General features: G+C 67.5%; 13 protein-coding genes. 8 read left to right on the plus strand and 5 right to left on the minus strand.

The genetic code is table 11. The features are described from left to right. The first annotated feature begins 66 nt into the window (after nucleotides 1-66). Complete coding sequence (gene surE / locus MBEBAB_RS13510; RefSeq protein WP_021698547.1) at nucleotides 67-867, plus strand: 5'/3'-nucleotidase SurE; 801 nt, start codon at nucleotides 67-69, stop codon at nucleotides 865-867. Then, nucleotides 864-1,502 (plus strand): protein-L-isoaspartate(D-aspartate) O-methyltransferase, encoded by a 639-nt coding sequence (locus tag MBEBAB_RS13515; RefSeq protein WP_021698548.1) that lies wholly within the window; start codon nucleotides 864-866, stop codon nucleotides 1,500-1,502. Before surE ends, MBEBAB_RS13515 begins: the two co-directional genes overlap by 4 nt. Nucleotides 1,503-1,616: 114 nt before the next feature. Here MBEBAB_RS13515 and MBEBAB_RS13520 read toward each other — a convergent pair whose 3' ends face one another. Next, a complete protein-coding gene (locus tag MBEBAB_RS13520; RefSeq protein WP_021698549.1) occupies nucleotides 1,617-1,859 on the minus strand; it encodes a hypothetical protein in 243 nt (80 codons plus the stop codon). 141 nt (nucleotides 1,860-2,000) lie between these two features. On the opposite strand from MBEBAB_RS13520, the gene uvrA reads away from it, so the two are divergent. After that, a complete protein-coding gene (gene uvrA / locus MBEBAB_RS13525; RefSeq protein WP_021698550.1) occupies nucleotides 2,001-4,943 on the plus strand; it encodes an excinuclease ABC subunit UvrA in 2,943 nt (980 codons plus the stop codon). 7 nt (nucleotides 4,944-4,950) lie between these two features. Here uvrA and MBEBAB_RS18155 read toward each other — a convergent pair whose 3' ends face one another. Beyond that, on the minus strand, nucleotides 4,951-5,085 hold the full coding sequence (locus MBEBAB_RS18155; RefSeq protein WP_021698551.1) for a hypothetical protein: 135 nt from the start codon (nucleotides 5,083-5,085) through the stop codon (nucleotides 4,951-4,953). Continuing rightward, nucleotides 5,082-5,378: a hypothetical protein gene (locus MBEBAB_RS15305; protein ID WP_148291564.1), complete on the minus strand. Its 297-nt coding sequence runs from the start codon at nucleotides 5,376-5,378 to the stop codon at nucleotides 5,082-5,084. The genes MBEBAB_RS18155 and MBEBAB_RS15305 overlap by 4 nt, the downstream gene beginning before the upstream one ends. On the opposite strand from MBEBAB_RS15305, the gene MBEBAB_RS16345 reads away from it, so the two are divergent. Further along, a complete protein-coding gene (locus MBEBAB_RS16345; protein WP_148291565.1) occupies nucleotides 5,365-5,856 on the plus strand; it encodes a hypothetical protein in 492 nt (163 codons plus the stop codon). The genes MBEBAB_RS15305 and MBEBAB_RS16345 overlap by 14 nt on opposite strands. Nucleotides 5,857-5,928: 72 nt before the next feature. Here MBEBAB_RS16345 and MBEBAB_RS13535 read toward each other — a convergent pair whose 3' ends face one another. Continuing rightward, nucleotides 5,929-6,831, minus strand: coding sequence for a hypothetical protein (locus MBEBAB_RS13535; RefSeq protein ID WP_021698553.1), 903 nt, complete (start codon nucleotides 6,829-6,831; stop codon nucleotides 5,929-5,931). A 64-nt stretch (nucleotides 6,832-6,895) separates the two neighbouring features. Here MBEBAB_RS13535 and trmFO point away from each other — a divergent pair, with 64 nt between their 5' ends. The 4 genes from trmFO (at nucleotide 6,896) to MBEBAB_RS13555 (ending at nucleotide 10,325) form a co-directional block, all read left to right on the plus strand. Beyond that, nucleotides 6,896-8,281 carry a methylenetetrahydrofolate--tRNA-(uracil(54)-C(5))-methyltransferase (FADH(2)-oxidizing) TrmFO gene (trmFO, locus tag MBEBAB_RS13540; RefSeq protein WP_021698554.1) on the plus strand — a complete coding sequence of 462 codons (1,386 nt, stop codon included), beginning with the start codon at nucleotides 6,896-6,898 and terminating at the stop codon, nucleotides 8,279-8,281. Next, nucleotides 8,263-8,490, plus strand: a complete 228-nt coding sequence (locus MBEBAB_RS13545) for a hypothetical protein (protein ID WP_231378820.1) — start codon at nucleotides 8,263-8,265, stop codon at nucleotides 8,488-8,490. The genes trmFO and MBEBAB_RS13545 overlap by 19 nt, the downstream gene beginning before the upstream one ends. 16 nt (nucleotides 8,491-8,506) lie before the next feature. Continuing rightward, on the plus strand, nucleotides 8,507-9,397 hold the full coding sequence (locus MBEBAB_RS13550; protein ID WP_021698556.1) for an oxygenase MpaB family protein: 891 nt from the start codon (nucleotides 8,507-8,509) through the stop codon (nucleotides 9,395-9,397). A gap of 76 nt (nucleotides 9,398-9,473) precedes the next feature. Then, nucleotides 9,474-10,325, plus strand: coding sequence for a hypothetical protein (locus MBEBAB_RS13555; protein WP_021698557.1), 852 nt, complete (start codon nucleotides 9,474-9,476; stop codon nucleotides 10,323-10,325). Between the two features lie 137 nt (nucleotides 10,326-10,462). On the opposite strand, the gene MBEBAB_RS13560 is transcribed toward MBEBAB_RS13555, so the two are convergent. Beyond that, on the minus strand, nucleotides 10,463-10,991 hold a 529-nt coding region (locus tag MBEBAB_RS13560), incomplete at its 5' end, for a sensor histidine kinase (protein WP_242397178.1).

Genomic DNA, 10,991 nt, shown 5'->3' on the forward strand with positions numbered 1-10,991 from the left:
GTCACCTGACTTGCCCCCCTCTGGCGCGCTTCGCACGCCTGTCTCCCCCCGGCGGGGGGAGATTTGATGCGCATCCTCCTCACCAACGACGACGGCATCGAGGCCGAGGGGCTGGAGTGTCTTGAACGCATCGCGCGCGAACTGTCCGACGACGTCTGGACCGTGGCGCCCGCCGTGGAGCAGTCGGGCAAGGGGCGGGGGATCACCCTGACCGAGCCGCTGCGGGTCAACCGGGTCAACGACCGTCGCTTCGCCGTGACCGGAACGCCCACCGACTGCGTGGTGCTGGCGGTCAACGACCTGATGGCGGATCATCGGCCCGATCTGGTGCTGTCCGGCGTCAACCGCGGGCACAATGTGGGCGAGGACTGCTCCTACTCCGGGACGGTGGCCGGGGCGCTGCAGGGCATGGCCTTCGGCATCCGCTCCATCGCCCTGAGCCAGAGCCTTGAACGCTTCCACGACGAGGTGACGGCCCACTGGGAGACCGCAGAGGCCTTCGCCCCGGCCATCATCAACCGCCTGCTGGACCAGACCTGGCGCGACGGGGTGGTGATGAACCTGAACTTCCCCGCCCTGCCGCCCGAGCTGGTCAAGCAGGTTGAGGTGACTCGCCAGGGCTTCCGCGACATCGGCGAGATGCATGCGGTGCGCCGCACCGATCTGCGCGGGCGCGACTACTACTGGATGAGCTTCCGGGGCGCCAAACAGGAGCACGCCGACGGCACCGACCTGCGCGCCATGGACGAGGGCCGCATCTCGGTCACGCCCCTGCACATCGACCTGACCCACCGGGAAAGCCTGCATGATCTGAAGGGCGTTCTGGGCGGCGCGCCGCCGAAGCAGGTGGCGAAGGCGGCGGAATGAGAGATGACCGCGCCGGACGGCTGATCCTGAGCCTGCGCCAGCAGGGGGTGACCGACCCCCGCGTGCTGGCGGCCATGGAGTCGGTGGACCGCGCGGTGTTCGTGCACGAGAAATTCCTCGATCAGGCGTGGGAGGATCAGGCCCTGCCCATCGACTGCGCCCAGACCATCAGCCAGCCCTATGTGGTGGGTCTGATGACCCAGGCGCTGCAGGTCGGGCCGCGCCACCGGGTGCTGGAGATCGGCACGGGCAGCGGCTACCAGTGCGCGGTGCTGAGCCGCCTGGCGCGGTTCGTCTATTCGGTGGAGCGCTACAAGAGCCTGCTGAAGGAGGCGGAGGCCCGCCTCAAGGCGCTGGGGACGGACAATGTCTTCACCCGGCACGGCGACGGCGGCGAGGGCTGGCCCGAACAGGCGCCGTTCGACCGCATCATGGTCACCGCCGCCTCGCCCCATGAGCCCAAGGATCTGCTGCGCCAGCTGAAGCCCGGCGGGGTGCTGGTGGCGCCGGTGGGGCGTGGCTCGGTGCAGATGCTGAACCGCTACACCGCCGACGAGGACGGCGCCTTCAGCCGCGAAAGCCTGCTGGAGGTGCGGTTCGTGCCGCTGGTGGAGGGCGTGGCGAAGGAAGGGTAGGGGCGCGCCTACCGATCCTCGCGTGTGTGGAAGATGGCGGCGAGTGAACGGCGAGAAAGGCGGCGAGGCGGACCAGGTCCCCTTGGGCTTTGGGCAGAACGACGACCTCGTAGGTCACCCGCTCTGCGCGAGGTTATGCTTGAGCTGCGCATCAAAGACAGCCAAGGCGTCTTCTAGCGGGATTGTCTCACCCGTGCGCTGGTATTCGGCCCAACGGCGAGCCTCCTCGCCGTCATTCATCGCCTGTTCCAGCGCCTGAAGGAGATAGGTCTTCGGGTCGACGCCGGATGCTTCGGCCGCCGCCTTGAGGCGCCGGGCCTGATCTTCGTTCAGGTGGATGTCGAAACCATCGGCCATGGGCGAACGATACCTCACGGTGTGAAACGCCGCAATGTTCCCACAATGTTCTTGCTGAATCACGCGGATTGATCCCCATATAGGGCGGTCGCGTATCTGTTTCGGCTGAACCTTCCCCGCATCTGACGGCTTTTCCCTCGCATGACCGACAAGCACGATTTCATCCGCGTTCGCGGTGCCCGCGAGCACAATCTCAAGGGCGTGGACGTGGACATTCCGCGTGGCCAGCTGGTGGTGCTGACCGGCCTGTCCGGGTCCGGCAAGTCGTCGCTGGCGTTCGACACCATCTATGCGGAGGGTCAGCGGCGCTATGTGGAGAGTCTGTCGGCCTATGCGCGCCAGTTCCTGGAGCTGATGGGCAAGCCGGACGTGGACCTGATCGAGGGCCTGAGCCCGGCCATCTCCATCGAACAGAAGACCACCTCCAAGAATCCGCGCTCCACCGTCGGCACGGTGACGGAGATCCACGACTACATGCGCCTGCTGTGGGCGCGGGTGGGCGTGCCCTATTCGCCCGCCACCGGCCTGCCCATCGAGAGCCAGACCGTCAGCCAGATGGTGGACAAGCTGACCGCCCTGCCCGAGGGCGAGCGGCTGTATCTGCTGGCCCCCGTGGTGCGCGGCCGCAAGGGCGAGTACCGCAAGGAGCTGGCCGAGTGGCAGCGCCAGGGCTACCAGCGGGTCAAGATCGACGGCGTCTTCCACGCCATCGAGGACGCCCCCACGCTGGACAAGAAGTTCAAGCACGACATCGACATCGTGGTGGACCGGCTGGTCACCAAGAACGGACTGGAAAGCCGTTACGCCGACAGCATCCAGACCGCGCTGAATCTGGCCGACGGCCTGGCCACGGCGGAATGGGCGGATGTGAAGGAGGGCGAGGAGCAGCCGCGCCGGATCATCTTCTCGGAACGTTTCGCCTGTCCGGTGTCGGGCTTCACCATCAGCGAGATCGAGCCGCGGCTGTTCTCGTTCAACAACCCGTTCGGCGCCTGCCCGGCCTGTGACGGGCTGGGCGTCAAGCTGGCGTTCGACGCGGATCTGGTGGTGCCGGACAGGGACAAGACCCTGCACAAGGGCGCGGTGGCCCCTTGGGCGCGCGGCCCGTCGCCGCTGTACACCCAGACCCTGCAGTCGCTTTCGCGGCACTTCGGCTTCTCGATGGATGTGGCCTGGCGCGACCTGCCTCAGCAGGCCCAGGATGTGATCCTGCAAGGCACGAAGGAGAAGGTGAAGTTCACCTATGACGACAACGCCCGGAAGTACGAGGTGGCCAAGGCGTTCGAGGGCGTGGTCCCGAACCTTGAACGGCGCTGGCGCGAGACGGACTCGGCCTGGGTGCGCGAGGAGCTGGGCCGCTATCAGTCCGAAACACCCTGCGAGGCTTGCGGCGGCAAGCGCCTGAAGCCCGAGGCCCTGGCGGTGAAGGTGGGCGGCGAGGACATCGCCGACATCTCGGCCCTGTCCATCTCCAAGGCGCACCTGTGGTTCACCACCCTGGACGACAGCCTCACCGAGAAGCAGCTGGAGATCGCCCGGCGGATCCTGAAAGAGATCAACGACCGCCTCGGCTTCCTGAACAATGTGGGGCTGGACTATCTGAACCTGTCGCGCGCGTCGGCCACCCTGTCGGGCGGCGAGAGCCAGCGCATCCGTCTGGCGTCGCAAATCGGCTCCGGCCTGACCGGGGTGCTGTATGTGCTGGACGAGCCGTCCATCGGCCTGCACCAGCGGGACAATACGCGGCTGCTGGAAAGCCTGCGCGGCCTGCGGGACCTGGGCAATTCGGTGCTGGTGGTCGAGCACGACGAAGAGGCCATCATGACCGCCGACCATGTCATCGACATGGGCCCGGCGGCGGGGGTGCACGGGGGCGAGGTCTGCGCCGAGGGCACCCCGGCTGAGGTCATGGCCAACGGCCGGAGCCTGACCGCCAAATACCTGACCGGCGAGCGCGAGATCGAGTTGCCGCCGGAGGGCCGCCGCCCGATCAACCGCAAGAAGATGCTGAAGATCACCGGCGCCACCGGCAACAATCTGAAGAACGTGACCGGCGAGATCCCGGTGGGTGTGTTCACCTGCATCACCGGGGTGTCCGGCGGCGGCAAGTCCACCTTCACAATCGAGACCCTGTACAAGGCCGCGGCCCGGCGGCTGCACAACGCCTCGGACGCGCCTGCCCACTTCGACCGCATCGAGGGGCTGGAGCATTTCGACAAGGTCATCGACATCGACCAGAGCCCCATCGGACGCACGCCGCGCTCGAACCCGGCCACCTACACCGGCGCCTTCGGGCCGATCCGCGACTGGTACGCGGGCCTGCCGGAGTCCAAGGCCCGCGGCTACGGCCCTGGCCGGTTCAGCTTCAACGTCAAGGGCGGGCGCTGCGAGGCGTGCCAGGGCGACGGCCTCATCAAGATCGAGATGCACTTCCTGCCGGACGTCTACGTCACCTGCGATGTGTGCAAAGGGAAGCGCTACAACCGCGAGACCCTGGAGATCGTGTTCAAGGGCAAGTCCATCTCGGACGTGCTGGACATGACGGTCGAGGAGGCGGCGACCTTCTTCAAGGCCGTGCCGCCCATCCGCGACCGGATGCAGACGCTGGAGCGTGTCGGCCTCGGTTACGTCAAGGTGGGCCAGCCGGCCACGACCCTGTCAGGCGGCGAGGCCCAGCGGGTCAAGCTGTCCAAGGAGCTGTCGAAGCGGGCCACCGGCAAGACCCTGTACATTTTGGATGAGCCGACCACCGGCCTGCACTTCGAAGACACCCGCAAGCTGCTGGAGGTGCTGCAGGAGCTGGTGGAGCACGGCAACACCATCGTGGTGATCGAGCATAATCTGGATGTGATCAAGGTGGCCGACTGGCTGCTGGACTTCGGCCCGGAGGGCGGCGACGGCGGCGGCGAGATCGTGGCCAGGGGCACCCCCGAACAGGTCGCGGCCGATCCGAAGAGCTGGACCGGCCGCTATCTGAAGGAGATGCTGGACCGCCACGAAACGCGGCGGCTTGCGCGGGTCAAGGCGGCGGTCGAAGCCGCCGCCCCCGCCCCGAAAAAGGCCCGCGCCAAGGCGCGGGCCTGATCCGGCTTTACAGCGACGGCGTCGGCTCGACGACCACCGGCTCCGCGCCGCCGCGAATGTCGCGGTAGGCGGCGGCGTAGGGGGCATAGAAGATGGCCAGCATCAGCGCCGAAACGATCCCGTTGTAGATCAGATAGATCACGAGGCCGGGCCCATGGCGCTGAAGATTTCGCCCACATCGGCGCCTTCCAGCGCCGAGAGGTCGGCCATTCCGCCCGCCAGCAGCGTCAGCGGCAGGATGACGATGGACGTCAGGATCGACACCACGATCGCCATGACGATGACGATCACCGTCATGCCGAACAGCCCGAGCGCCCGACCCTTCGTCACGCCCCAGGAATCGAAGATGGCGAACTTCTGCTGGTCCACGGTGATCGGCAGCGCCAGGCTGAACCGCACCAGCAACCAGACGAACAGAACCGTGGCGGCGATCATGAACACAACCGCGATCGCGCCCCCCCGCGTCACCGGCGGCGGAGCCCGCCAGGCCCGCGATCACGCCCGCGATCCCGAAGATCACCATGGCCGCGACCACCGCCAGGATGGACAGCACCAGATAGACGACGAACACCCGAACCTCGTCCATGCCGAGACGCATGTAGCCGAAGCTTTTCTGTTCAGGCCTCAACACCGCTCTCATGGCCGCAGTGTAGATCACCGCGCCGAATACGATGGTCAGAGGCAGAATCCAGGCCATGCCCGCATAGGCCGCCATCAGCGGCTGCAACTGATCCATGGAGGGGTCGGTCGCGCCCTGCAAATCGGTCGCCGCCGCCATGAGGGCCACGAACGACCCTCCGACAAGGGCGAAGCAGACGGCCGTGAAAACGATATAGGCCAAGGCCCAGATCAGGATGGTCATGGGCGTTCGGCGCGCAAGCCGGAACCCTTCAAATGCACATTCGCTGGCTGAAAACGCCATGGTCGTAGCCCTCCCGTGAAGTCGTAGTTGAACCTGAAGCGTAACCTGAAAGACCTGACGGCGTCATGACGATTCCGGATGGGCCTCATCCGCCGACGCCCGCAACTGGCGATAGGCGCTGGCCCAGGGGGCGTACGCCACCGCCGTGGCCGCGCCTGTGCCGGCGAAAATGAACAGCAAAGCGAGGCCGAAACCGATCATCAGGCGGGGCTCCCAAGTCATGGTCCAGGTGTCGGCGTCTGCGAACGCGGCCCAGTCGATGCCCGCCAGCCCGACAGACAGGGCGGCCAGCGCCACCACCGGCAGGAACACGACGACGCACAGGATCGCGCTGAGCAGGCCCATGGCCGCCAGCTTGGCCGATTGGCCGCGCGCCATGCGCCAGCCTTGCTCGAAAGCCAGGGTCTTGTGATCGACGCTGGCCACGGAAATCAGGCCCGTCCGGCCCCAGGCCCACAAGAACAATCCGAAGCCGACGACGCCCAGCGCCGTCCAGATGAGGACCTGGAACGTCGGATCGATACTCCGGAAGGCGAGGCCGATCGGCACGACCAGAAGGGCCGCCAGAACCGCAAGCACCATCAGGGCCAGCCAGAGGACGATCTGCACGACGATGTAGCAGAACTCCGCCTTGCCCAGCCGCAGGCCGGCCCAGCCGCTGGTGCGCGGCCACAATACCAGCCGGATCACAGCCACGCCGATCACGGCCTGGACCAGAAGGCTGAGGCCGTTGGACACGGCCGACCAGCCCTGCATCTGAAGCATGGCGTTGATGGCTTCGCCGTCGCTGAGGTCCGCCGGTCCAGCGGGATCAGCCCAGGCCGCCCCCATGAACGGCCAGATCGCCGCCATGCCGGCGATGCCCGGCAGATAGAGCAGCACGCCCCACAGCAGAACAGCCAACGGCCGCTTCGCGATCATCTCAAAGCCGGACCCCAGGGCCTCGCCCATCGAAAAGGTCTTCATGATGCCCCCCGTTTCCCCGTCACAACGCTAGAGCCTAAAGCGTGGGAAGGCTAGAACCCCCGCCATGAGCACCTCCCTTTCCCCAGTACACATCATCGGCGGCGGTCTGGCCGGTTCGGAAGCGGCCTGGCAGATCGCCAATGCGGGCGTACCCGTGATCCTGCATGAAATGCGGCGTCCGGGCGTGACCACGGACGCGCACCACACGGACGGCCTGGCCGAGCTGGTCTGTTCCAACTCGTTCCGGTCGGACGACTGGGAATACAACGCCGTGGGCCTGCTGCACGCCGAGATGCGGGCGCTGGACTCGGTCATCATGGCCTGCGGCGACGCCAATCAGGTGCCGGCCGGCGGGGCCTTGGCCGTGGACCGCGAGGGCTTTTCGCAGGCCGTGACCGCGAAGCTCGAAGCCCATCCGCTGATCACCCTCGTGCGTGAGGAGATCGCCGGCCTGCCGCCCGAGGACTGGGACAACGTCATCGTCGCCACAGGGCCGCTGACCTCACCGGCCCTGGCCGATGCAATCCTGAAGACCACGGGCGAGGAGAGCCTCAGCTTCTTCGACGCCATCGCGCCCATCGTCCATGCGGAGAGCATCGACTTCGACATCGCCTGGCGCCAGTCGCGCTACGACAAGGCGGGGCCGGGCGGCGACGCGGCGGCCTATGTGAACTGCCCCATGGACAAGGCCCAGTACGACGCCTTCATCGACGCCCTGATCGACGGCCCCAAGACCGAGTTCAAGGAGTGGGAGAACGTCCCCTATTTCGACGGCTGCCTGCCCATCGAGGTGATGGCCGAGCGGGGGCGCGAGACCCTGCGCCACGGCCCCATGAAGCCGGTCGGCCTGACCAATCCGCGCGACCCCATGGTCAAGGCCCACGCCATCGTCCAGCTGAGGCAGGACAACGCCTTGGGCACCCTGTTCAACATGGTGGGCTTCCAGACCAAGCTGAAATACGGCGCCCAGACAGAGATCTTCCGCATGATCCCCGGCCTGCAGAACGCCCAGTTCGCGCGGCTGGGCGGGCTGCACCGCAACACCTTCCTGAACTCGCCCAAGCTGCTGGACCGACAGTTGCGCCTGAAGGCCATGCCACGCCTGCGTTTCGCCGGACAGGTGACGGGGGTGGAAGGCTATGTGGAATCCGCCGCCATGGGCCTGTTGACCGGCCGCCTCGCCGCCGCCCAGGCGCTGGGCCGCGACCTCGCCCCACCGCCGCCGGAGACCGCCATGGGCGCGCTGGTGGAGCACATCACCGGCGGGCATCTGGAAGGGTCGAAGTTCCAGCCCATGAACATCAACTATGGCCTGCTGCCGCCGCTGGAGGCGCCGCGCGTGGACGCCGAGGGGAGGAAAATTCCGCCCAAGGATCGCGGCCGGGCCAAGAAGCGCCTGATGAGCGTGCGGGCGCTGGAGGCGCTGAAGGCTTGGCGGGACGCGGCCTGATGGCAGCGCCTGAAAGCGACCTCGCGCGCCTGATCGAGCGCCGCGTCACTCTGATCCACCGCCTCGACCTGATCACGAAGGGCGCGCAGATCACATACGACGACGGCGCACCGGTCGACATGGCCTCCGAGAAGGCGCGACTGGAGGCGGAGGTGACCCGCCTCGACCGCAAGATCCTCGCCCTTCAACCGCCTGCGGGGCGGGCGTGAACGTCCGGGACAGATCATGATCCTCGACCCCATCCGTGCCGCCATCCGGCGCCGGATCTCGGACGTCTTCAACGACGCCGACAAGGGCGAGCGGCCGGTGCTGCGGCGGGCCGACGCGCTGTTTCCGCCGGACTCCGTGGCCTGGCGCGTGAACGGCGACGTGGTCACCATGATGATCGGCGGGGTCTCCGGCCTGCTGCTGCAGATGCTGCATCCCGCGGTTCTGGCGGGGGTGTGGGATCACTCCGACTTCCGCGCCGACATGCACGGCCGCCTGCGCCGCACGGCCAAGTTCATCGCCGTCACGACCTATGACCACGCCGAGGCGGGGCAGGCCGCCATCGACAAGGTCAATCGCATCCATGCGAAACTGGGCGGCGCGCTGCCGGACGGGACGGCCTATCGCGTGTCGGACCCGGCGCTGCTGGCCTGGGTGCATGTGACCGAGACCATCAGCTTTCTGGACGCCTGGATCCGCTATGCCGAACCGGCCATGCCGCGCGCTGAACAGGACGCCTATTTCGACGAGATGGCCCGCGTTGGTCAGGCGCTGGGCGCCAGTCCCCTGCCCCGGACACGCGCCGAGGCCGAGGCCGTGATCGAGTCCTTCCGGCCCGTCCTGCGCGCCGACGCCCGGACCCGCGAAGTGGCCGACATGGTGATGCGTCAGCGCATCGGCGCACCCGCCGTGGACGCCGCCGCCGGAGTCATCATGCAGGCCGGCTTCGACCTGCTGCCGCCCTGGGCCCAGACGATGCACGGGCAGCGCCCGCCCTTGCCGCGCCCGGTGGTGCGCGCCGGCGCCCTGACCACCGCCCGCTTCATCCGCTGGGCCTTCGACGGCTCTCCCAACCGGCGCACTCACGGGCGCGGCGTCACCACGTTCGAGCGACCTACCGGTTCCTGACCGCGACGCGCGCGACGCTTTGCAGGCCGCGGCCGGCCTCATAAGGTGGGCAATCATCGGTTCTCGGGGTTGTCTCATGATCGGTCTGTTCGCCGCCCTCGCTCTTCTGTCGCCCGCGCCGGAGGCGGGTGACGGTCCGTGGCGGCAGCTGATCGACTTCAATCCGACGGCGGAGCGGCCGGACGGGGTGTCCCTGTTCCTGCGGCAGGCGGATATGCTGCCGCAAGGAACGCCGCGCAGCTGGGAGACCCGCATGGCCCGCCATGTCTGGGTCAACCACGGGGCGGTGGTGGGCGGGCAGGCCTGGACGGTCATCGACAGCGCCTTCGACTGCGCGGGCGGCGGGGTGACGCAGACGGTGCGCGCCTACGATGCCCAGGGCCGACTGCTGGGCGAGGCGCAGCCCAACGAGGACACCCGGCCTGTTCCGCATTCGGCCGAGCACATGGTGTGGGACGCGGTGTGCATGGGCTCGCCCTATCTCTACGACAAGCCGGTGGTTGCGACCCTGGCCGAGGCGACGGCGGACGCGGCCACGGGGGATGGCCTCGCCGCGCTGACGGACGAGCTGCAGTGGGACGTGGACTATGACGGCCAGGCCGACATCATCCGCATCCACATGCGGCCGCACAGCATGCGCCACGATGTGGAGTTCATCCTGGCCAGGGACCCCACCCGGCCCATCACTGTGATCACGGCCGAGCAGCCGCCGACCGGGCCTCTGGTGCAGCGCGGCATCCGGCGGCTGGAGCGCGACCGTTATCTGACCGCCTGCGCGATGGACCAAGGCGCGGATGTTCAGCCTTGCGAGGCCGCCTATCCCTTTGTCCAGCGCGGGGTTGAGGTGGTGGCCGAGGGGCAGCCGACCATCCTCGTGTGGCTGGTCAGCGGCGAGCCCCATGTGGCGCGCCTGCCGGCGGCGGAGTGAGATTTCAGACTCTGTCGCCCGAAAAAAACAGGGTCTGAATTGTCCGAATAGTCCGAAATCGCCTCCTGACCGCTGCTGACCGGCGCCCATTATAGGGGTGGGCGAAACGCGGGGGCGGAAAGAGCAAACCCGCAGCCTCAAGCCGCCCGGGCTTCGTCCTGTTCGACGGGACGCCGCGCGGGCACGGTGAAGCTGACGGTGGTGCCTTTGCCCGGTTCGCTTTCCAGCTTCATCTCGCCGTGATGCATCTCGATCAGGGACTTGGTCAGGGCCAGACCCAGGCCGGTGCCCTGGGTGGTCTTGGAGTGCTGGCCCTCGACCTGCTCGAACGGCTGGGCCAGGCGGGCCAGGTCCTCGGGCGCGATGCCGATGCCGGTGTCGGTGACCGCGATCTGCACGCCGCCCTCCGCCGGGCTGAGCCGGACGGTGATCGAGCCGCCTTCGGGGGTGAACTTCACGGCGTTTGAAATCAGGTTCAGCAGAACCTGTTTCAGGGCGCGGTAGTCGGCCTCGATCTCGGGCAGGTCGGGTGCGTCCATGTTCAGCTTCAGGCCGCATTCCTGCGCCCGTCCGCGCATCAGGCGGATGGCGTCCTGACAGATTTCGGACAGGTCCACGGCCTCGTAGTGCAGGGTCATCTTGCCCGCCTCGATCTTGGCCATGTCG

Source organism: Brevundimonas abyssalis TAR-001, from assembly GCF_000466985.1.
Lineage (GTDB): Bacteria > Pseudomonadota > Alphaproteobacteria > Caulobacterales > Caulobacteraceae > Brevundimonas > Brevundimonas abyssalis.